This is a genomic window from Pseudomonas sp. B16(2017) (assembly GCF_002113205.1).
Classification (GTDB): domain Bacteria; phylum Pseudomonadota; class Gammaproteobacteria; order Pseudomonadales; family Pseudomonadaceae; genus Aquipseudomonas; species Aquipseudomonas pharyngis.
The window spans coordinates 1-22,620 of record NZ_NEKA01000024.1; the positions used below are offsets into that span (position 1 = coordinate 1).

At 61.3% G+C, this 22,620-nt stretch carries 17 protein-coding genes; 9 read left to right on the forward strand and 8 right to left on the reverse strand.

Annotation, left to right across the window (positions count from 1 at the left end; genetic code table 11):
* Both CAG25_RS27085 and rlmKL read right to left on the reverse strand, forming a co-directional pair.
* On the reverse strand, positions 1 to 2,352 hold a 2,352-nt coding region (locus CAG25_RS27085; protein ID WP_085690990.1), incomplete at its 3' end, for a diguanylate cyclase.
* Positions 2,353 to 2,498: 146 nt separating this feature from the next.
* Positions 2,499 to 4,769: a bifunctional 23S rRNA (guanine(2069)-N(7))-methyltransferase RlmK/23S rRNA (guanine(2445)-N(2))-methyltransferase RlmL gene (gene rlmKL, locus CAG25_RS27090; protein ID WP_064594693.1), complete on the reverse strand. Its 2,271-nt coding sequence runs from the start codon at positions 4,767 to 4,769 to the stop codon at positions 2,499 to 2,501.
* Between the two features lie 530 nt (positions 4,770 to 5,299).
* Between rlmKL and rmf the strand changes: the two genes are divergently transcribed.
* On the forward strand, positions 5,300 to 5,515 hold the full coding sequence (rmf, locus tag CAG25_RS27100) for a ribosome modulation factor (RefSeq protein WP_003223300.1): 216 nt from the start codon (positions 5,300 to 5,302) through the stop codon (positions 5,513 to 5,515).
* A 197-nt stretch (positions 5,516 to 5,712) separates the two neighbouring features.
* Here the strand turns inward: rmf and CAG25_RS27105 are convergent, their stop codons facing one another.
* A complete protein-coding gene (locus CAG25_RS27105; protein WP_039770005.1) occupies positions 5,713 to 6,732 on the reverse strand; it encodes a quinone-dependent dihydroorotate dehydrogenase in 1,020 nt (339 codons plus the stop codon).
* A 222-nt stretch (positions 6,733 to 6,954) separates the two neighbouring features.
* Here CAG25_RS27105 and CAG25_RS27110 point away from each other — a divergent pair, with 222 nt between their 5' ends.
* From CAG25_RS27110 to cobA, 8 genes are all read left to right on the forward strand, one after another.
* Positions 6,955 to 8,166, forward strand: a complete 1,212-nt coding sequence (locus CAG25_RS27110; RefSeq protein ID WP_085613284.1) for a CmpA/NrtA family ABC transporter substrate-binding protein — start codon at positions 6,955 to 6,957, stop codon at positions 8,164 to 8,166.
* A gap of 15 nt (positions 8,167 to 8,181) precedes the next feature.
* On the forward strand, positions 8,182 to 8,757 hold the full coding sequence (locus CAG25_RS27115) for an ANTAR domain-containing response regulator (protein ID WP_085613283.1): 576 nt from the start codon (positions 8,182 to 8,184) through the stop codon (positions 8,755 to 8,757).
* A gap of 359 nt (positions 8,758 to 9,116) precedes the next feature.
* Positions 9,117 to 10,328 carry a NarK/NasA family nitrate transporter gene (locus CAG25_RS27120; RefSeq protein WP_064594690.1) on the forward strand — a complete coding sequence of 404 codons (1,212 nt, stop codon included), beginning with the start codon at positions 9,117 to 9,119 and terminating at the stop codon, positions 10,326 to 10,328.
* 7 nt (positions 10,329 to 10,335) lie between these two features.
* Positions 10,336 to 12,006, forward strand: a complete 1,671-nt coding sequence (locus CAG25_RS27125; protein ID WP_085613282.1) for a bifunctional protein-serine/threonine kinase/phosphatase — start codon at positions 10,336 to 10,338, stop codon at positions 12,004 to 12,006.
* A gap of 309 nt (positions 12,007 to 12,315) precedes the next feature.
* On the forward strand, positions 12,316 to 14,769 hold the full coding sequence (gene nirB, locus CAG25_RS27130; RefSeq protein ID WP_085613306.1) for a nitrite reductase large subunit NirB: 2,454 nt from the start codon (positions 12,316 to 12,318) through the stop codon (positions 14,767 to 14,769).
* Positions 14,766 to 15,083 (forward strand): nitrite reductase small subunit NirD, encoded by a 318-nt coding sequence (gene nirD / locus CAG25_RS27135; protein ID WP_007951992.1) that lies wholly within the window; start codon positions 14,766 to 14,768, stop codon positions 15,081 to 15,083. Before nirB ends, nirD begins: the two co-directional genes overlap by 4 nt.
* Entirely contained in the window at positions 15,083 to 17,797 is a 2,715-nt protein-coding gene (locus CAG25_RS27140) for a nitrate reductase (protein WP_085613281.1), read from the forward strand. The genes nirD and CAG25_RS27140 overlap by 1 nt, the downstream gene beginning before the upstream one ends.
* Before the next feature lie 13 nt (positions 17,798 to 17,810).
* Entirely contained in the window at positions 17,811 to 18,563 is a 753-nt protein-coding gene (cobA, locus tag CAG25_RS27145; protein ID WP_085613280.1) for a uroporphyrinogen-III C-methyltransferase, read from the forward strand.
* A 75-nt stretch (positions 18,564 to 18,638) separates the two neighbouring features.
* On the opposite strand, the gene CAG25_RS27150 is transcribed toward cobA, so the two are convergent.
* The 5 genes from CAG25_RS27150 to CAG25_RS27170 all read right to left on the reverse strand — a co-directional run bounded on the left by CAG25_RS27150 (position 18,639) and on the right by CAG25_RS27170 (position 22,596).
* Positions 18,639 to 19,673 (reverse strand): OmpA family protein, encoded by a 1,035-nt coding sequence (locus CAG25_RS27150; RefSeq protein ID WP_011333252.1) that lies wholly within the window; start codon positions 19,671 to 19,673, stop codon positions 18,639 to 18,641.
* 107 nt (positions 19,674 to 19,780) lie between these two features.
* Positions 19,781 to 20,371, reverse strand: coding sequence for an RNA polymerase sigma factor SigX (gene sigX / locus CAG25_RS27155; protein WP_011333251.1), 591 nt, complete (start codon positions 20,369 to 20,371; stop codon positions 19,781 to 19,783).
* Positions 20,372 to 20,461: 90 nt separating this feature from the next.
* Complete coding sequence (locus CAG25_RS27160) at positions 20,462 to 21,286, reverse strand: mechanosensitive ion channel domain-containing protein (protein WP_007951987.1); 825 nt, start codon at positions 21,284 to 21,286, stop codon at positions 20,462 to 20,464.
* A 2-nt stretch (positions 21,287 to 21,288) separates the two neighbouring features.
* The gene (locus CAG25_RS27165) at positions 21,289 to 21,537 is read right to left on the reverse strand and encodes a hypothetical protein (RefSeq protein ID WP_007951986.1); all 249 of its coding nucleotides are present in this window, start codon (positions 21,535 to 21,537) and stop codon (positions 21,289 to 21,291) included.
* A gap of 63 nt (positions 21,538 to 21,600) precedes the next feature.
* Entirely contained in the window at positions 21,601 to 22,596 is a 996-nt protein-coding gene (locus tag CAG25_RS27170) for a zinc transporter ZntB (protein ID WP_085613279.1), read from the reverse strand.
* Between the last annotated feature and the right edge of the window lie 24 nt (positions 22,597 to 22,620).

The window sequence follows — 22,620 nt, forward strand, 5'->3', positions numbered from 1 at the left end:
ACCCTGCTTCGCCGCATAAACCCCCGAATCCGCCCGCAGCAACAGCGCATCCGCGCCCTCCCCCGGTCGCCAGCTGGCAATCCCGAAACTGGCCGTCACCACCCCCACCACGTCGATCGGCGCACTGCGCAGGCTGTGCCATAACTCCTCGGCCAGCATGTGGGCGTGATCGCCGTCGATGTCCGGGCACAGCACCATGAACTCTTCGCCGCCCAACCGGCAGAACACGTCGGTACGCCGCAGCCGGTGACCGATGCGCTCGCAAACCGCCTGCAACACGCGGTCGCCCACCGCGTGACCGTACTGATCGTTGATCCGTTTGAAGTGGTCGATGTCGAGCATGATCACTGACAACTCGCCACCGCCACGCTCGACCCGGGCCATCTCGGTGGTCAGGCGCTCCTGGAAATAACGCCGGTTGTGAATGCCGGTCAGGGAATCGGTCACCGACAGCGCGCGCAATTCTTCTTCCACCCGTTTCAGGTCGGAAATATCCGAAATATAGCCGTGCCACAGCACGCCGCCACCCGGCAGTTCCTCCGGGGTCGCCTCGCCGCGAACCCAGCGCAGGCCGCGCCCGGGTAATTGCACGCGGTATTCCTCGCGCCACGGGCTGAGGTTGTCCGCCGAAGCGCGGATCGACTTGCGCACGCGGCTGACGTCCTGCGGATGGATGCGGGTGAAGATCGCTTCGGCGTTGAGCAGCAGCACATCCGGCTCCAGCTCGTAGATCTCGCGGATGCCGTCGCTGGCGTAGATCACGCTGAAGCGCCCGTCGAACTCCATTTTGAATTGATAGATCCCGCCGGGCACGTGGGCGCTGAGCTTCTTCAACAGCACGTCCCGTGCGGCCAGCGCTTCGTGCACGCGCTTGCGCTCGGTGATGTCGATGCAGATCGCCAGGTGCCCGACCCACAGCCCCTGCTCGTCCAGCACCGGTGTGGCCAGCATGTTCACTGGAATGTGGCTGCCGTCCTTGCGCACCAGCGTCCACTCGCGCGCCTCGTGCCCGCCGACTTCGCCACCCTCCACCAGCATCGCCTGGCAGGTCGGAATGGTTTTGCCATAGCGGGCGCTGAGCTCCGCCGCGCGGGCCACCAGTTCCCGGGGAAAGTGCAGGTTTTCCAGGGTCATGTGGCCGACCACTTCGTTGCTGTGATAACCGAGCATCTGCTCGGCACCGGGGTTGAACGTGTTGATCACGCCGCGCAGGTCGGTGGCGATGATTGCCACTTGGGTCGCCGCGTTGAGTACCCCGCGCAACTGGCCGTGGGTCCCGCGCAGTTCCTGTTCGCGTTCATGCAGTTCTTGAGTACGCAACTCGACCATGCGCAACGCGCGCTGGCGCTGACTGACCAGCACATAAAGCAGCGCGCTCAACAGCAGACTGAGCAACCCGCCCAGCACCACCACGCTGCCCACCGCCGAATGGTTGGCCTGCATGAACGCTTCGCTGGGCAGAATATCCACCTGATAGTCGTGATCGGCCATGCGCACCAACCGCGTAGCCGACAGATCGCTCGGCACCGATTCATTGGTCGACTCGAACAACACTTCATGCTGATCGTTGGTGGACAGATCGAGGATGCGCACCGAAAGATAGTCATGAAGTGCATCCGGCAAGCCGTCTGCCAGCAGCTGACGCATGCTGATGACAGCCATCACATAGCCATATGATCTGGACTCCCCTTTGCGCAGCAGCGGTGCCACCAACAAGACGCCGCGTGCGTAAGCCGGCTCGATACCGACCAGATGCATCGGCTGCGAGACCGCCAGGCCGCGAAGCTGGTCGGCACGTTCAAGGGTCGAGCGGCGCAATGGCTGGGCCAGCAAGTCGTAACCCAGCGGCGCGCCAAGTCGGCTCTGGGTCTGGCTGTACAACACCACTACGTATTCATCGCGGGCCGAGGCCAGTTGCAGCTCGCCGCGGGCATTGAGTTCGCGCACGCTGAAGGTGCTCAGGCCTTCATCTCGCGTCCGCTGTTCAAACGCTGCACGCTCGGCACCCCTCACCCGCAGGGCAAACGAGTAGGCCTGGGTACGCAGTAATAAAGGGTGGGTGTAGCCGTCGAATTCGGCGCGGGACACCGATTCGGAGTTGGCGAAGAACCGGCGCAGGCCGTCGAGGCGTTGCTCCTGATCCTGAAAACGTTCTTCGATGCGGCTGTAGCGCTCGTTGGCCAGTAGCTGAAAGCGCTGGCGCAACTGGCTATGGAACTGATTGAGGGTGCCCCAGGCGAGCAGCCCCGTGAGAATCCCGCCGGCGAGCAATACCAGCACCGCGACCAGCCAGGCCGAGACTTCTTCGCTGATAAAACCCAATATCTTCGGGCGCACGGGGTGCAACGACATAAAAGCCACTCACTACGTCAGCATCTGCGGGAAAAACCCCATCGGCCGTGTGTGAGTTATAGCTATTAGCCACTAATTTGGCTAGTTCTGAACGGATCCAAGAGCCTTTAAAAATCAAGGCTCTGTGGATCCAATGTTGCAGAGTGTCAACGAGCCGTGATTTTCCAGGCGCGGTGGATCTTGCCGTTGCGGGCGAAATCCGGGTCGATGGTGCTGGCGGTGATTTCCTCGACCGCGTAACGCTCGGCCAGGTTGTCTTCGAGCTGGAACTTGCGGAAGTTGTTGGAGAAATACAACACCCCGCCCGCTGCCAGACGCGCCATGGCCAGGTCGATCAACTGCACCTGATCACGCTGCACGTCGAAGATGCCTTCCATGCGCTTGGAGTTGGAGAAGGTCGGCGGATCGATGAAGATCAAGTCGTACTCTTCGCGGCAGTTCTCAAGCCACGCCATCACATCGCCCTGCTCCAGACGGTTCTTGTCGGAGAAACCGTTGAGCGACAGGTTGCGGCGCGCCCAGTCGAGGTAGGTTTTCGACAGGTCGACACTGGTGGTGCTGCGCGCGCCGCCCTTGGCTGCGTGCACGCTGGCGGTCGCGGTGTAGCAGAACAGGTTGAGGAAGCGCTTGCCGGCCGCCTCTTTCTGAATCCGCATGCGCATCGGCCGGTGATCGAGGAACAGCCCGGTGTCGAGGTAATCGGTGAGGTTGACCAGCAACTTCACGCCGCCCTCGGTCACTTCATTGAACTTGCCCTGAGCCGCCTGACGCTCGTACTGCTTGGTGCCGCTCTGACGCTCGCGGCGCTTGACCACCACGCGGCTCTTGTCGATGTTCAGCGCCTGCGGGATGGCCGCCAGGGCATCGAACATGCGGATCGAGGCTTTTTCGGGATCGATCGACTTCGGCGCGGCATATTCCTGAACGTGTACCCAGTCGTGGTACAGGTCGATGGCCATGGCGTATTCCGGCATGTCCGCATCGTAGACGCGGTAGCAGTCGATGCCTTCGCGCTTGACCCACTTGCCCATCGCCTTGAGATTCTTCTGCAGACGGTTGGCAAACATCTGCCCGCCTTCGCTCAGGCGCGGCTGCTCGACCACTGGCGCCGGGGCCGGCGTCGGTTTGATCGGGTTACCGTTCTTGTTGAACTTGCGCTCTTGCGGCTCGTTCGGCGTCTGATCGTAGGCGGCTTGCTCGCGCTCGGCCTGACGCTGCTCCGGGGTGCGGCGCTCGCCGGTGACGAACTGATCCGGCAGGACCTTGATCAACAGCAGCTTGCACGGCAGCGCGCCGTTCCAGAACGAATACTGTTTGTGGCTGCGGATGCCCATGCGCTTGCCCAGGTCCGGCGCGCCGGTAAACACCGCCGCTTCCCAGTTCAGGCAGGCCTGACGCAGACGCTCGCCCAGGTTCTGGTAGAGGTACAACAGACTGGCTTCATCACCCAGACGCTCGCCGTACGGCGGGTTGCAGATGACCAGACCTTTCTGGTTCTGGTCCGGACGCGGTTCGAAGGTCGCGACTTCGCCCTGATAGATCTTGATCCACTCGCTCAGGCCGGCGCGTTCGACGTTGTTGCGGCCCGGCTGAATCAGGCGTGGGTCGGCTTCATAACCACGAATCCACAGCGGCGGCTTGGCCAGACCGGCAGCAGCACGCTCGACGGCTTCTTCATGCAGTTTTTTCCACAGCGCCGGCACGTGACCGAGCCAGGCGGTAAAGCCCCACTGTTCGCGACGCAGGTTCGGCGCCATATCGGCGGCGATCATGCCGGCTTCGACCAGGAACGTACCGACACCGCACATCGGGTCCGCCAGCGCGCCACCTTCGGCGGCGATGCGCGGCCAGCCGGAACGGATCAGGATGGCGGCTGCGAGGTTTTCCTTCAGCGGCGCGGCGCCCTGCTGCAAGCGATAGCCGCGCTGGTGCAGGCTGTGGCCGGAAAGGTCGAGGGACAGAATCGCTTCGCCGCGATCCAGACGCAGGTGAATGCGCAAGTCCGGGTTGAGCTTGTCGATGCTTGGACGGTCGCCCTGCGGGGTGCGCAGTTTGTCGACGATGGCGTCCTTGACCTTCAGGGCGCCGAAGTGGGTGTTGTCGATGCCTGAGCCATGACCGCTGAATTCCACGGCCAGGGTGCCGTCGGCCAGCATGTGGTCCTGCCAGTCGACGTCGAGTACGCCGTGGTACAGGTCTTCGGCGTTTTTCATCGGGAAGCGCTTAAGGACCAGCAGCACCCGGTTGGCCAGACGCGACCAGAGGCACAGGCGATAAGCGGTTTCCATGGTCGCCATGCCACGCACGGCGGAGGTGTGTTCGCGGGCCTCTTCAAGGCCAAGCCCGACGGCTTCCTCGATGAGCAGGCCTTCAAGGCCTTTGGGGCAAGTGAGGAAGAGTTCGAAACGGTCGGACATGGTTTTTCCAGAGCCTTTGGCTGATGAACCGGCAACGCATTGCCGATCCGGTTTTCAATCAGGCGCTTTTCTACAAGAGCGCCCGCATGGCACGAAGGTGTGCCGTTCCATCCCCGCTGCTCGGGTTAAAAGAGCTTAGATGCCGGGACAGATAAAAAAGTTGAAGCAACAAAATGACTCAAAGCAACCCTTCGTCGAATAGTAGCCCAGCGTAAACGTGGGTCATTCTCACTAAAGGATTAACCTCATCATCCAGCGCGGGGCCGATCATACCGGGGTTTGGCCAATGGACGCTGGATAAATACGCGGTTACTTATGGCCATAGCATCTTTTTCGTTACGTCCTTATGACAAAACGGTCATTCCATCGATGTGACTCATTGGTTAGAACTGAACACAGGTTGACGTCGCAACGGCGTCAACACCTTGGCTCGCCACGCCGGCAGCGAGCCGCCAACGGCAGAGTTTTTCTGCCAGACCTCAATTGAGGTCGACGCGACAAAAACAGTCAACAAGTGAGGGAAACACCCTATGAGAAGACTTAAGCGTGATCCGTTGGAAAGAGCATTTTTGCGCGGATATCAATATGGCGTTGGTGGTAAATCCCGTGAGCTTTGCCCATTTACTCTACCGTCGGTACGTCAAGCCTGGATCAACGGCTGGCGAGAAGGACGCGGCGACAACTGGGACGGTATGACCGGCACTGCGGGAATCCACAGACTCAACGAACTTCACGCCGTCGGCTGACACAGGGCACTTATTCCGACACGACAATCTGATTTTGTAACAACCTGATCACCATGCACGTCCTTCCCGGACGGCGGGCTACGGCCCAGGGGCTCCTTCGAGGAGCCCTTTTTTATGCCCGCCGCATTATTTATGCCATACACAAAACCTGTGGGAGCGACGGTGCGACGACTCGACCTGCTCGCTCCCACAAAGGATCAGCGCTTGGCGGCGATCGCATCCACGGACTCGCGGATCAGCGCCGGGCCCTTATAGATGAAGCCGGAGTAGATCTGCACCAGGCTCGCGCCGGCCGCGATCTTCTCGGCCGCATGCTTGCCTTCGGTGATGCCGCCCGCCGCGATGATCGGCAGCTTGCCGCCCAGCTCGGACGCCAGCACTTTCACGGTATGGGTGCTCTTCTCGCGAACCGGCGCGCCGGACAGACCGCCCGCCTCGTCCCCGTGTTCCATGCCTTCGACGCCCACGCGGCTGAGGGTGGTGTTGGTGGCGATCACCGCGTCCATCCCGGTTTCGATCAGTGCCTGGGCGACTTGCGCGGTTTCTTCGTCGGTCATGTCCGGCGCGATCTTGATCGCCAGCGGTACATGCTTGCCGTGGCGCAGCGCCAGTTCGGCGCGGCGCGTGGCCAGGTCCGCCAGCAATTGCTTGAGCGAATCGCCGAACTGCAGGCTGCGCAGGCCCGGGGTGTTCGGCGAGCTGACGTTGACCGTGACGTAACTGGCGTGGGCGTAAACCTTGTCCAGGCAGATCAGGTAGTCGTCCACTGCGCGCTCGACCGGAGTGTCGAAGTTCTTGCCGATGTTGATCCCCAGCACGCCTTTGTATTTGGCCGCCGCCACCCGCGCCAGCAGGTTATCCACACCGAGGTTGTTGAACCCCATGCGGTTGATGATCGCCTCGGCTTCCGGCAGGCGGAAAATCCGTGGTTTCGGGTTGCCCGGCTGCGGACGTGGGGTCACGGTGCCGATTTCGACAAACCCGAAACCCAGCTGGGCGAAGCCGTCGATGGCCGCGCCGTTCTTGTCCAGACCGGCCGCCAGACCCACAGGGTTCGGGAACGTCAGGCCCATGACATTCACCGGCAGCGACGCCGGCGCCTTGCACAGCAAGCCGTTGAGGCCCAAACGCCCGCCCGCGCCGATCAGATCCAGCGATAGATCGTGGGAGGTTTCCGGGGAAAGTTTGAACAACAGCTGACGGGCCAGGGTGTACATGGGCGGCTATGACTCGGACGGCGAAAAGAGGCGGCGATTATAGCCGGGCATCCCCCCGCCGCGCGAGGCGCACGGGTAAATCCGTGCGCATGGCATATGCCTTGCACCTTCCACGGCATCAGCCGGCAGGCCAATGGTGGCGTGCAGGCAAGGACAATGGCGTCGTCTCTCGGTTTTGCGCGGGCAAAGCCTGGGACGACGTTTTTTTTGAGGGTGGCTTTCATGACTCAAACCTCCGCCGGGCCGCTGGCCTGGGTCAACGGCAGCGATGCCCCGGAAAAAAGCGCGATCAACCTGGGCTTCATGGCCCTGAGCGACTGCGCCTCGCTGGTGGTCGCCGCCACTCAGGGCTTTGCCCAGCCTTACGGCCTGACCCTGAATCTCAAGCGCCAGAGTTCCTGGGCCAACCTGCGGGACAATCTGGTCAGCGGCGAACTCGATGCCGCCCACAGCCTTTACGGCCTGATTTACGCGGTGCATCTGGGCATCGGCGGCGTCGCGTCAACCGACATGGCGGTGTTGATGGGTCTGAACCAGAACGGCCAGAGCCTCAACCTGTCCCACGGTTTGCAGGGCCTGGGCGTGACCGGTCCTGAAGCGCTGCACCATCATGTGCACCAAACCCGCGCAAAACTGACCTTCGCCCAGACCTTCCCGACCGGCACCCATGCCCTGTGGCTGTATTACTGGCTGGCGAGCCAGGGCATTCATCCGTTGCAGGATGTCGACAGCGTGGTGGTGCCGCCGCCGCAAATGGTCGCGCACCTTCAGGCCGGTCGCATCGATGGTTTATGCGTCGGCGAGCCCTGGGCGGCCAGCGCCGTGCAGCAGAATCTCGGTTTCACGTTGGCGACCAGCCAGACCATCTGGCCCGATCACCCGGAAAAAGTCCTCGGCTGCACCCGTGCCTTCGTCGAGCAATACCCCAACACCGCGCGCGCGCTGGTGATGGCGATCCTCGAGGCCAGCCGTTTCATCGAAGAGAGCCCGGAAAACCGCCGCAGCACCGCGCAACTTCTCAGCGCCGCCGAGTACCTCGACGCCCCGGTCTCCTGCATCGAACCGCGCTTTCTCGGCGACTACGACGATGGCCTCGGCAATCGCTGGCAAGACCCGCACGCCCTGCGCTTTCACGGCGATGGCGCGGTGAACCTGCCGTACCTGTCGGACGGCATGTGGTTCATGACCCAGTTCCGCCGCTGGGGTTTGCTGCGCGATGACCCGGACTACCTCGCCGTCGCCCGTCAGGTACAACAACTGGAGATCTATCGCGACGCAGCGACTGCTGTGGGCTTTGCGGCCTGGGGCAAGGACATGCGCAGCAGCCAGTTGATCGACGGCAAAATCTGGGACGGCAGCGACCCGGCCGCCTACGCCCGAAGCTTCAAGCTCCACGCGCTGAGCGACAGCGCCCCCCTTCTCGCCCACCGCTGACAGGAGACCGCGAACATGCTGCGCATTCTGCTGATCAACGACACCGCGAAAAAAGTCGGACGCCTGAAAGCCGCGCTGGCCGAGGCCGGTTTCGAGGTGATCGACGAGTCGGGCCTGACCATCGACCTGCCGGCGCGCGTCGAAACGGTGCGTCCGGACGTGATCCTGATCGATACCGAGTCACCGAGCCGCGATGTGATGGAGCAAGTGGTGCTGGTCAGCCGCGACCAGCCCCGGCCGATCGTGATGTTCACCGACGAGCATGATCCCGGCGTGATGCGTCAGGCGATCAAGTCCGGGGTCAGTGCCTACATCGTCGAAGGCATTCACGCACAGCGCCTGCAGCCGATTCTCGACGTGGCCATGGCCCGCTTCGAAAGCGATCAGGCCTTGCGCGCCCAGCTACAGGCCCGCGACCAGCAACTGGCCGAGCGCAAACGCATCGAACTGGCCAAAGGCCTGTTGATGAAAATGAAGGACTGCAACGAAGAAGAGGCCTACACCCTGATGCGCCGCCAGGCCATGAGCCGCCAGCAGAAACTGATTCAGGTGGCGGAGCAAATCATTGCCATGAGCGAGTTGCTTGGCTGAAGTTTCGTGGGGCCTGTAAAGGCCCCATCGCTGGCAAGCCAGCTCCCACAGGTTTCGTTGTCGTACACAGTCTCTGTGATTAATGCGGAACCTGTGGGAGCGGGCTTGCCCGCGATTGGCCGTAACGCGATTTCAGACTATTGGCACAAATCTCGCTAAGCAATCACCACAGGTAACCAACGGCGGTTGCCCCACCTACGACAAAGACGTCGCTCACCTTCTTCGCCCCTTTCGGCGATCCGGGTAGCGGCGTTTTTGCGTTTTGGCCCCACAGCCCGGGGCCGGTGGTGCGGCCGTGGCGGCGCTCCACTTGCTGGCTTGTGACTCCTTCTCGAGATTCTTAACAGCTGAGGTGCGCGATGAATAAAAGCTTCTGGAAATCCGGCCACACCCCGACCCTGTTCGCAGCCTTCCTGTATTTCGACCTGAGCTTCATGGTCTGGTACCTGCTCGGCCCGCTGGCGGTGCAGATTGCTGGCGACCTGCACCTGACCACTCAACAGCGTGGCCTCGTGGTGGCCACGCCGATTCTGGCCGGCGCGGTGCTGCGCTTTGCGATGGGCATGCTTGCCGATCGCCTGTCACCCAAGACTGCCGGGCTGATCGGCCAAGTGATCGTGATCTGCGCATTGTTCGGTGCCTGGAAACTCGGCATCCACAGTTACGAACAGGCTCTGCTGCTCGGCCTGTTCCTCGGCATGGCCGGCGCCTCATTCGCCGTCGCCCTGCCGCTGGCCTCGCAGTGGTATCCGCCGGAGCATCAGGGCAAGGCGATGGGCATCGCCGGGGCCGGCAATTCCGGGACCGTGTTCGCGGCGCTGATCGCCCCGGTGCTGGCGGCGGCGTTTGGCTGGAGCAATGTGTTCGGGTTCGCCCTGATTCCGCTGCTCCTGACTTTGGTGCTGTTCGCCTGGCTGGCAAAAAACGCTCCCGAGCGACCAAAAGCCAAATCCATGGCCGACTACTTCAAGGCCCTGGGCGACCGCGACAGCTGGTGGTTCATGTTTTTCTACAGCGTCACCTTCGGCGGCTTCATCGGCCTGGCCAGCGCCCTGCCCGGCTACTTCAACGATCAATACGGCCTCAGCCCGGTGACCGCCGGTTACTACACCGCCGCCTGCGTGTTCGGCGGCAGCCTGATGCGACCGCTGGGTGGCGCGCTGGCGGACCGGTTCGGCGGAATTCGCACCCTGCTGGCGATGTACACAGTGGCCGTAGTCTGCATCGCGGCGGTCGGCTTCAACCTGCCGAGTTCCTACGCGGCGCTGGCCCTGTTCGTCTGCACCATGCTCGGTCTCGGCGCGGGTAATGGCGCGGTGTTCCAACTGGTGCCACAGCGCTTTCGGCGTGAAATCGGCGTGATGACCGGGCTGATCGGCATGGCCGGCGGCATCGGCGGCTTTGCCCTGGCGGCAGGCATGGGCGCGATCAAACAGAGCACCGGCAGCTATCAACTGGCGCTGTGGTTGTTCGCCAGCCTTGGCGTGCTGGCGTGGTTCGGCCTGCATGGGGTCAAACGTCGCTGGAGAACCACCTGGGGTTCGGCGGCCGTGACCGCTGCCCGGGTCTGAGGCCCGAATGGCTCTGCAACTGAGCTTTGCCGAAGCCAGCGCCACCGGTCCCCGCGCGGAAAACCAGGACGCCTTGCGCCTGGTGACTCCGGCCCCGGCGCTGGCCGCCAGCAAGGGTTTCCTGTTCGCCATCGCCGACGGCGTCAGCCAGTGCGCCGACGGTGGTCTGGCCGCGCGTTCGACCTTGCAGGCGCTGGCGCTGGACTACTACGCCACCCCGGAAACCTGGAGCGTGGCCCAGGCCCTCGATCGTCTGCTGCTCGCACAAAACCGCTGGTTGCAGGCCAATGGTGGCGGTCAGCCGCTGCTCACCACGGTCAGTGCGCTGGTCATGCGCGGCCGGCGCTTTACCCTGGCGCACGTCGGCGATTGCCGGGTTTATCGCTGGCACGCCGAAACCTTGCAGCGAATCAGCGAGGATCACGTCTGGGATCAACCGGGCATGCAGCATGTGCTCAAGCGCGCACTGGGGCTGGATCAGCATCTGGTGCTGGACTTTCTCGACGGCGAACTGCGTGACGGCGAATGTTTCGTGCTGCTCAGTGACGGCGTGTGGGCCGCGCTTGGCGATACCGCCATCGCCGGGATTCTGCGCGATCAACCGGACCTGCACAGTGCCGCGCAAACGCTGGTCAACGCTGCGCATCTGGCCGGCAGTCAGGACAATGCCAGTGCGCTGTTGGTGCGGGTGGATGCGGTTGGCGAGGCCAGCCTTGGCGATGCGTTGATTCATTTGCAGCAATGGCCCCTGCCCCCGCCGCTGAAACCGGCTCAGGCCTTTGAAGGCTGGCGGGTTCAAGAGGTTATAAGTCAGAGCCAGCAATCGCTGCTGTATCGCGTGCTCGATGGTCAGGGTCAGGCGTGGCTGTTGAAGACCTTGCCTGCACAACTGGCAGACGATGCTCAGGCCGGTCAGGCCTTGCTGGCGGAGGAATGGTTTCTCAAACGCGTCGCCGGGCGGCATTTCCCTGAAGTCCATAGCGCCGGTCAGCGTCAGCATTTGTACTACGTGATGCGTGAATATTCGGGAACCACCCTGGCGCAGTTGTTCGAACAAAGCGGCCCGCTGCCACTGGCCCATTGGCAGGATCTGGCCGAACGCCTGCTGCGGGCCGTCGGCCTGCTGCATCGACGGCAGATCCTGCACCGCGACATCAAACCCGAAAACCTGCATCTGGGGGATGACGGCGAGTTGCGGCTGCTGGATTTCGGTCTGGCGTATTGCCCCGGTCTGTCGCAGGACGCACCGTCGACCTTGCCCGGAACCCCGAGCTACATCGCACCGGAAGCCTTTCAGGGCGCCGCACCCGGCGCACAACAGGATCTGTATGCGGTGGGCGTGACTCTGTATTTCTTGCTCACCGGGCATTTTCCCTACGGTGAGATCGAAGCGTTCCAGCGCCCGCGTTTCGGGGTGCCGGTGAGTGCCGGTCGCTATCGCCCGGATCTGCCGGAGTGGCTGGCGCAGTGTCTGGAGCGCGGGGTCTCGGCCGATCCGCTGCAACGGTATGAAACCGCCGAGGAATGGCTGCTGACGCTGGAACAAGGTGAGCGCCGCAGCCTGAATGTACGCCCTCGCCCCTTGCTGGAACGGGAGCCGCTGAAGGTCTGGCGGACATTGGCGTTGCTGGCACTGCTGGGCAATCTGGTGCTGCTGTTTCTGTTGTTTCATGGCTGATGCGGCGCTCCATTAATGGGCGTGCCGCTTCCATTCAGTGCAAAAACCACACTGAATATCTGGCCAATTCCAGCCCTACCCCAACGAATTCGCGACTCTGCGCGACTTGGCACAACCACTGCATTAACGTTTTCAACTGACATAAAGCCCGACCTTCAACGACGAAGGCCAGGCTTCCCGAGAGAACGGGACAAGGACAAAGGCGTCCTCGCTAGGTAACTGGCGGGACGCCTTTTTTGTTTGCGCCATTTTTGTCGAGCAAGGCCTGACTGCCCACAAGAGGCAAGCCCGATGCTCCCGGAGAACCTGATGAAAAAACTCAAACTGGTGATGATCGGCAATGGCATGGCCGGGGTCCGCACCCTGGAAGAACTGCTCAAGCTGAGCAACGAGCTGTACGACATCACGGTCTTCGGCGCCGAACCGCACACCAACTACAACCGCATCCTGCTGTCGCCGGTATTGGCCGGCGAGCAGACCTTCGAAGAGATCGTGCTCAACGACCTCGACTGGTACCTGGAAAACGGCATCAAACTGCTGCTCAACCGCAAAGTGGTGGAGATCGACCGGGTCAAACGCCGGGTGATCGCCGAAGACGGCACCGAGGCCGAATACGATCGCCTGCTGATCGCCACCGGCTCGACCCCGTTCATCCTGCCGATCCCCGGCAACACCTTGCAGGGCGTGATCGGTTACCGCGACATCGCCGACACCCAGGCGATGATCGACACCGCAAAAACCCACAAGCACGCCGTGGTGATCGGCGGCGGCCTGCTCGGCCTCGAAGCGGCCAACGGCCTGATGCTGCGCGGCATGCACGTCACCGTGGTGCACCTCGGTGAATGGCTGCTGGAGCGGCAACTGGACAAGACCAGCGGCCAGCTCCTGCAAACCGCCCTCGAGGCCCGTGGCCTGCACTTTCGCCTGTGCGAACAGACCCAGGCCCTGCACGACGCCGGTAATGGTCGGGTCGGCTCGGTGCAGTTCAAGAACGGCGACATCATTCCCGCCGATCTGGTGGTCATGGCTGCCGGCATTCGCCCCAACACCGAACTCGCGGAAAAGGCCGGCATCCCGTGCAATCGCGGGATTCTGGTCAACGACACCCTGCAAACCTACGACCCGCGCATCTATGCCATCGGTGAATGCGCCAGCCATCGTGGCATTGCCTACGGCCTGGTGGCGCCGCTGTTCGAACAGGCCAAGGTCTGCGCCAACCACCTGGCGCAACTGGGCTTCGCCCGTTATCAGGGCTCGGTGACGTCGACCAAATTGAAGGTCACCGGCATCGACCTGTTTTCCGCCGGCGACTTCATGGGCGGCGAAGGCACCGAGACCATCACCCTCTCCGACCCGATCGGCGGGGTGTACAAAAAACTGGTGATCAAAGATGACGTGCTGGTCGGCGCCTGTCTGTACGGCGATACGGCAGATGGCGGTTGGTATTTCCGGCAGATTCGTGAGAATCACGACATTGGCGAGATCCGCGATCACTTGATGTTTGGTGAAAACGCCCTCGGTGACGTAGGACATCAGGGCCAGGACAAAGCCATGAGCATGGCCGACAACGCCGAAGTCTGCGGCTGCAACGGCGTGTGCAAGGGCACCATCGTCAAGGCGATTCAGGAACACGGGCTGTTCAGCGTCGACGAAGTGAAGAAACACACCAAGGCTGCCAGCTCTTGTGGCTCCTGCGCCGGGCTGGTCGAGCAGATCCTGATCAACACCGTCGGCGGCGCGGCGGACGTCAAACCGAAAAGCGAAAAAGCCATCTGCGGTTGCAGCGACCTCAACCACGGCCAGATCCGCCAGGCCATTCGCGAGCAGCACCTGCTGACCATCGCCGGCACCATGAGCTACCTCAACTGGCGCACCCCGAACGGCTGCGCCACCTGCCGTCCGGCCCTCAACTATTACCTGATTTCCACCTGGCCCGGCGAAGCCAAGGACGATCCGCAGTCGCGCCTGATCAACGAACGAGCCCACGCCAACATCCAGAAGGACGGCACCTACTCGGTAGTGCCGCGGATGTGGGGCGGCGTGACCAACCCGTCGGAACTGCGGCGGATCGCCGACGTGGCGGACAAATACCAGGTGCCAATGGTCAAGGTCACCGGCGGCCAGCGCATCGACCTTTTGGGAATCAAGAAACAGGACCTGCCCGGTGTATGGAAAGACCTCGACATGCCGTCCGGCCACGCCTACGGCAAATCGATCCGCACCGTGAAAACCTGCGTCGGCAGCGAGTTCTGCCGCTTCGGCACGCAGAATTCGACCCAGTTGGGCATCGACCTCGAACATGACCTGTTCAACATGTGGTCGCCGCACAAAGTGAAGCTGGCGGTCTCCGGATGCCCACGCAACTGTTCGGAAGCGGGGATCAAGGACGTAGGCATCATCGGCGTCGATTCCGGCTGGGAGATGTACATCGGCGGCAACGGCGGGATCAAGACCGAAGTCGCCGAGTTCTTCGTCAAGCTCAAGACCGCCGAGGAAGTGCGCGAATACAACGGCGCGTTCCTGCAGCTGTACCGCGAAGAAGCCTTCTACCTCGAACGCACCGTGCACTACCTGCAACGGGTCGGCATGGAGCACATCAAGAAGGCCGTGCTGGAAGATCCCGAACGCCGCAAGGCCCTGAACGAACGCCTGCAATTCTCCCTGTCGTTCGAACAGGATCCGTGGAAAGAGCGCCTCGCCCAGCCGCAACTGAAGAAAGAATTCGACGTGATCCCTGTGAAAAACCTGGAGGTGCCGGCATGAACTGGCTCGATATCTGTGCCCTGGAAGAGATCAACGCCCTCGGTTCGCGGATCATCGCCGGGCCCAAAGGTGACATTGCGATCTTTCGTACAAGCGACGACGAAGTTTTCGCACTCGATGACCGCTGTCCGCACAAGGGCGGCCCGTTGTCCCAAGGACTGATCTACGGCAAACGTGTCGCCTGCCCGCTGCACAACTGGCAGATCGACCTGCAATCCGGCGAAGCCCAGGCCCCGGACGTCGGCTGCGCGCACCATCACCCGGCCCGAGTGGAAAACGGCCGCGTGCAACTGGCCCTGCGGGACGCCGTCTGATGAACCGCCAGACGACCGCCTCGACCTGCTGTTATTGCGGGGTCGGCTGCGGCGTGCTGATCGAGCATGACGGCGAGCGCATCCTCGGCGTCAGCGGTGATCCGGCGCATCCGGCCAACTTCGGCAAACTGTGCAGCAAAGGCTCGACCCTGCACCTGACCGGCGACTTGGCGGCACGGGCGTTGTACCCGGAACTGCGCCTGGGCAAAGGCCTGGCGCGCAGCCGTTGCGACTGGGACACCGCACTGGATCACGCCACCCAGGTCTTCGCCGAAACCATCGCCGAACACGGCCCGGACAGCGTGGCGTTCTACATCTCCGGGCAATTGCTGACCGAGGATTACTACGCCTTCAACAAACTGGCGCGGGCGCTGGTTGGCACCAACAACATCGACAGCAATTCGCGGCTGTGCATGTCTTCGGCGGTGGTCGGTTACAAGCGCAGCCTCGGCGCCGACGCTCCGCCGTGCAGCTATGAAGACCTGGAGTTGAGCGATTGCGTGGTGATCGTCGGCAGTAACATGGCCTACGCGCATCCAGTGCTTTTTCGCCGCCTCGAAGAAGCCAAATCCCGCCGCCCGCAGATGAAAGTCGTCGTCATTGATCCACGGCGCACCGACACTTGTGATTTGGCCGACCTGCATCTGGCGATTCTGCCGGGCACCGATGTCGCTTTGTTCCATGGGATTTTGCATCTGCTGTTGTGGGAAGACTGGATCGACCGCGACTTCATCAAGGCCCACACCGAAGGCCTCGCCGAGCTTAAAAGCCTGGTGCGCGACTACACGCCGGCGATGGTTTCGCAGTTGTGTGGGATCAGCGTCGAGCAGTTGCAGCAATGCGCCGAATGGATCGGCACATCACCAAGCTTTCTGTCGCTGTGGTGCATGGGCCTGAACCAGTCCACTGCCGGCAGCGCCAAGAACAGCGCGCTGATCAATCTGCACTTGGCCACCGGACAAATCGGCCGGCCGGGTGCAGGACCTTTCTCCCTGACCGGTCAGCCAAATGCCATGGGCGGGCGCGAAACCGGCAGTCTTTCCAACCTGTTGCCCGGTCACCGTGAAGTCGCCAATCCAGAGCACCGCGCAGAAGTCGCGGCGTATTGGGGTGTGGATAAGCTGCCGGAAAATACCGGTCTCAGTGCCATCGAACTGTTTGAACAAGTGCGCAGCGGCAAGATCAAGGCGTTGTGGATTGCCTGCACCAACCCCGCACAATCGATGCCTGACCAGAACGCCGTCCGCGCGGCGCTGGAGACTTGTCCGTTCGTGGTGTTGCAGGAGGCGTTTCGCACCACCGAAACCGCGGCGTTTGCCGATCTGCTGTTGCCGGCGGCCAGTTGGGGCGAGAAAGAAGGCTCGGTGACCAACTCCGAGCGGCGGATTTCCCACGTCCGCCAGGCCATTGCCGCACCGGGTGAAGCGCGTCCGGACTGGGCGATTACCGTTGATTTCGCACAACGCCTGGAGAAACGTCTGCGCCCGCAACAGCCAGGTCTGTTTGCGTTCGAGCAACCGGCGCAGCTTTTTGACGAGTACAAACAACTGACCCGGGGACGCGATCTGGATTTGTCCGGGATCAACCATCGGTTGATTGATGAGCTGGGGCCACAGCAATGGCCCTTCCCCGCTGGCGCCCGCCAAGGTACAGCCCGGCTGTATGGCGACGGTATCTTTCCTACGCCGAACGGGCGCGCACAGTTCGTTGCCAATCCCTATCGCGCCGCCAAAGAACAACGCGACGCGCGCTTTCCACTGACCCTGATCACTGGCCGCCTGCGTGATCAATGGCACGGTATGAGCCGCACCGGCACGGCGGCGCAGTTATTCGGTCATGTCAGCGAAGCGGTGTTGAGCCTGCACCCGGACGAATTGCGTCGCCACCGCTTGCAGCCGGGGGATCTGGTGAATCTGAAAAGTCGTCGGGGCTCAGTGATCGTGGCGGTCGCCAGCGATGACAGCGTGCGTCCGGGCCAGGCGTTCCTGCCGATGCACTGGGGCGATCGTTTCCTCAAGGGCGGCGTGAACAGCCTGACCCTGCCCGCCTTCGATCCTTTGTCGAAACAACCGGAACTCAAGCACAGTGGTGTGCGGCTGGAAACGGTGGACTTGCCATGGCAACTGTTCGCACTGATCGAGGGCGATGTTCAACGGCATTTCGAGGCGCTTCGACCGCTCTGCGAGGCGTTTTCCTACGCAAGTCTCAGCCTTGTCGGACGTGAACGGCCTGCGCTGCTGATACGCGCAGCCAGCGTCGTGGCGCCAGAACCGCAATTGCTGCGTGAAATCGACCAGTGCCTGGCTCTGATCGAGGGGCCGGTACTGGCTTATGACGATCCTCGCCGCGCCATTGGCAAACGGGTACGCATCGAAAACGGGCGAATCACCGCGATCCGCCTTGCCGGTGAAACCCTCGCCCAGCACTGGTTGCAAGGTCTGTGGCTCGAAGGCCGCGCCGACGAACAACTGCGGCGCTGGCTGCTGGCACCGATGAGTGCGCCGCCGGGCAATGCCGGCGTGCAGACTGTGGCGGACAAGACCCTGTGCAACTGCAAGAACGTCAGCCACAGCGCGGTCTGCGCCGGTATCCGTGATGGCCTGGATCTGCAGGGTTTGAAAAATACATTGGGGTGCGGCACGCAATGCGGCTCCTGCGTCCCGGAAATCAAGCGTTTGCTGGCCGCCGAAGTGCGTCCGGTCGCCGTCATCTGAAGAGGAAAACACCATGAACGCGAAAGTCTGGCTGGTGGGCGCGGGTCCCGGTGATCCTGAATTGCTGACGCTCAAAGCGGTGCGGGCCTTGCGCGAAGCCGAGGTGGTGCTGATCGACGATCTGGTCAATGAGGCGGTACTTGAACACTGCCCTGCTGCGCGGATCATTGCCGTCGGTAAACGCGGCGGCTGTCGTTCGACGCCTCAGGCGTTCATCCATCGGCTGATGTTGCGTTACGCCCGTCAGGGCAAATGCGTGGTGCGGCTCAAGGGCGGCGATCCGTGCATTTTCGGGCGCGGGGGTGAGGAAGCGCAGTGGTTGCGTGAGCGCGGGGTCGAAGTGGAACTGGTCAATGGCATCACCGCCGGACTGGCCGGCGCGACCCAGTGTGATATCCCGCTGACGTTGCGCGGCGTGGCCCGGGGTGTGACGCTGGTCACGGCCCACACTCAGGACGACAGCCAGTTGAACTGGCGGGCCTTGGCGCAGGGCGGCACGACGCTGGTGATTTACATGGGGGTGGCGAAGCTCGGCGAGATTAGCGAGCAACTGCTGGCGGGCGGTATGGCGGCGGATACACCAGTTGCGATGATCGAGAATGCCTCGTTGCCAGAACAACGCGAATGCCGCAGTGATCTGACAGGGATGGAGGACGATGCCCTTGGTTTCCAGCTCAGGAGTCCTGCGATTCTGGTCATAGGCGCCGTCGCAGCGGCGGCGACCCAGATGGATTCGATTGGCTGGGCAGCCGACCGATTGGCCTGACAATCCCCGTTTTCACCAAATCGCAGGCAAAGAAAAGCCCGGCCTGAGCCGGGCTTTTCTCGTAGCGGCAGCTAATTACTTAGCTTGAGCTTCAACCTGCGCTTCTACGCGACGGTTAACAGCGCGGCCAGCTTCAGTTTTGTTGTCAGCAACTGGGCGGGATTCGCCGTAGCCGATCGACTGAACGCGGGACGATTCAACACCGTACTGGTTGGTCAGAACTTGCTTAACGGCGTTTGCACGACGCTCGGACAGTTTCTGGTTGTAAGCGTCAGGACCGACGGAGTCAGTGTGACCTTCAACAGTAGTGGTGGTGGATGGGTACTGCTTCATGAAGTCAGCCAGGTTTTTGATGTCGCCGTAGCTGTTTGGCTTAACAACCGACTTGTCGAAGTCGAACTTCACGTCCAGCTCAACACGAACAACTTCAGCAACTGCTGGGCAGCCATCAGCGTCAACAGTTACGTTGGCTGGGGTGTCCGGGCACTTGTCAACGTTGTCGCAAACGCCGTCGTTGTCGCTGTCGGAGCAGACTTCAGCCGGTGCTGGAACTGGAGCAGCAGCTGGCTTGGAGCCGCCACCGAAGTTCACACCGATACCGACGCTAGGAGCCCACTCGGTGTCGCCCTGGTCGATGTTGTACTGAGCTTCAACGCCAGCACGGGCGTAGAAGTTGTCGGTGAAGTACAGCTTGGCACCAGCGCCCAGGTTGGCGAAGGTGGAACGGTTACGACCGTTCGAACCGTTCTGGTCGATGCTCTGGTCAGAGAAACCGGCCGAAACGTATGGACGCAGCATGTCGCCTGGGTTGTTGAAGTGGTACAGAGCGTCCAGAGCGGTGTTGGCGCCCTTGACGTTCTTGCCATCGTCGGCACGCACGTTGTGCACTTCGTCGTAGCCCAGACGCAGTTCAACGTCGTCGGTCAGGAAGTAACCGATCGAACCGCCGAACAGGTTGCCGTTGTTCTTGAAGTTACGAGCGCTGTCGAATTGTTCTTTCTTTGCGAAGCCTTCGATTTCAACTGCGCCTTGGCCTTGTGCCAGAGCGCCGAAAGAAGTGGCGGCAATCAAAGAACCAATGGCCAAGCCCAAGGTGTTTTTCAGTTTCATCCGTTAAATCCCCATCTGGTGATTGTGAAGCAGTCCCGCAAACCGGGGGACAACTCGGCGGCAAGTCTATCAGAACTTGCCTACACGTAAGAGATATTTGCGCCGAACTAAGTTTCAGCAATGCCTGCAAATTTCTCACGCAATTTATCAAGAGCGCGTTTGTAACGCATTTTTGTCGCACTCAAACCCATGTGCATGATGTCTGCGATCTCCTGAAACTCCAGCTCTGCGACAAATCGTAGCACCAGAATTTCCCTGTCGATCGGGTTCACATACACCAGCCAGCGATCCAGTCCGCCCTTCTCCTCGGGTTTCGGCGCCTTTTCTTCGGACGCTTCCTCGAGGGGGTCAAGACTCAGTGCGTCCATCAAGCGACGCTTTCGCCGTTCCTTCCGATACTGTGTGATGCATTCGTTGTAGGTGATGCTGTATAGCCATGTCTTGAACTTCGATTTCCCCTCGAAGTTCTTCAAGCCATACAGCACCTTCAACATCACTTCCTGACAGACATCGTCTGCGTCGCGATCGTTCCCAAGATATCGTGCGCACACGTTAAATAATGTCCGCTGGTAACGCCGCATCAGTTCTTCGTAGGCGCGCGTCACGTGAAAAAGCTCGGTATGCGAGCGCGCGACCAACTCCTCATCAGAGAGCTCGCGGGGATCGTAGCGCGTGGATAGCGTTTGGGCTTTATTCAAAACAAGTCGTGCCGACAGTCAGGTCAATGTCCACCGCAGCCAGCGACAGCTGGCATTTTGCGGCGGCATACATTAGCAGGGTTTGCCGGGTTAGCGGCTACTCACATGCTGTTCCAGCAGGATCCGATTGGAGAGAGAGACTAGCTCACCCTCATCGGTCAGCAATGTGGTCTTAACCGTGCCGATCTCTTCGATCTGGCCTTCGACCTCGCCAATACGCACTTGTTGCCCAACCTGATACAACTCACGCACATAGATTCCCGCAAGAATCTGACCGGCAATTTCCCGGCTTCCCAAACCCATGGCCAGCGCAACCGCCAGACCAACGGTAATCAATACGATGACGATCACATGGTTCAGCAGGTCGGTCTTGACCTCCAACTGACTGATTGCGACCGAAATGCTGATGATGATCACCAGGCCCTGGGCAATTCGCCCAAGTCCTGAAGCGTAGTCCAGGCCTACGCCTTCTGCCGCCCCGCGAACCAGGCCATTGGCCAATTGCGCAAGCAGGACACCCACCAGCAACACCAGCGCGGCACCGAATACTTTCGGCAAATACAGCGCCAGCATGTCAAGCGTAGCTGAAACTCGCTCAAGTCCAAGGGATTCTGCTGCCGAAACCAGAAAAATCAGCAGAACGAACCAGTAAACGATTTTGCCGATCAACGTGGAGATCGGCACTTGCAGCCCCGCGCGGGACATCAATTTGGTCAGGCCGGTGCCGCCCATCAGGCGATCGAGGCCCAGTTTGGCCAGCAACTTGGACAGCAAGGTATCCAGCAGCTTGGCCACGACGAAACCCAAGAGCAGCACAACCAGTGCGCCGAACAGGTTAGGAATGAAGTTAGCGACTTTGGTCCACAACGCAGTCATTGCAGTGACGAGGCTCTGAGTCCAGAGATCAAGTTCCATATTCAATCAGCCTTATCAGCAGTGCGAGCGGTAGGTTTACGGAGACGTGAGACCGGCGCGACATGGGCCGAGCCGTTATTCAGGGCGATCATCAGCGCGGGCAGCCAGCGGCCCAGCAGGCTGAACAGATCGCCGGCGCCAACCTGGCGGTTGGCGGTTTTGAGCACGCGACCCAGGCAGGCATCGTCGTCGCGGCTGGACGGCGAAGCGTTGAGCATGTCGCGCAAAGACTGTTCAAACGGATCGTGCATACGCACCTCTCGTGATGTCTGTGAAAGACGCGGGCAAATTTGGTCGGGTCACATGGCGCATCGTCAGACCCAGCGCAAACGGCGGAACAACCACCACTGGCCGAACGCCAGGGCGAGCACCGTCAGGCAGGCGATAAGGAAGCCATAAGGGCTGCTGGCGAAGGGTATTCCGCCAACGTTTATGCCCAACAGACCGGTAATAAAACTCATCGGCAAGAAGATGCAGGTGATGATGCCGAAACGATACATCGTGCGATTCATGTGCACGCTCAAACGCCGGTCTTCGGCCTCCAGCACCAGCCCCACGCGCTCTCGGGTCAATTCGAGCTCTTCGAGATAACGGGTCAGGCTGTTGTTCAATTCGTTCCAGTAGTCGGCATCGTCATCGACGAACCACGGCAGTTTTATCCGCGTCAGCTGTCCGAAAATATCCCGCTGCGGTGCCAGAAAACGCTTCAGTCCGGCAGCCCTGCGACGGATGTGCAAAATGGCGCCATGCTCGGGGGTATACCGTTCGTCGGCATCCAGTTTTTCTTCCTCTTCATCGACCACTTCGGAGAGGCAAGTCACCAGATCCTGCACCTTGTTGGTGAGGAATTGCGCCAGATAAAGCATTAGTTCTGACGAGGTTTTCGGTCCTTTACCCTCGCCCAGCATCACAAGCAACTCGTCGGTGGCGCGCAATGGGCGCAAGCGCAGGGAAATCACCCGCTGGGCCGAAGCGAAAATCCGCACCGACACCATGTCTTCCGGCTCGGCACCGGGGTTGAGATTGACCCCGCGCAAAAAAAGCAGCAGCTCGGAATCCGGCAGCGGCAACAGGCGTGGACGGGTGTTTTCTTCCAGCAGCAGGTCGCAGGTGAACTCATTGAGCCCACTGGATTTACGCAGCCAGGTCTGGGTCTGCGGGTGACTGCGATCCCAGTGCAGCCACAGGCTTTCATGAGCCTGCAGCTGCAGATCGTCGAGATCAGTCCGGGCTATCGAACGCGCACCGCCTTTACCGTCCAGCACCAGGGCATGCACCAGCCCCCATTGCGCGTTTTCTTCCTCGAACATCCTCACCCCTGTGGTTACCGCGAT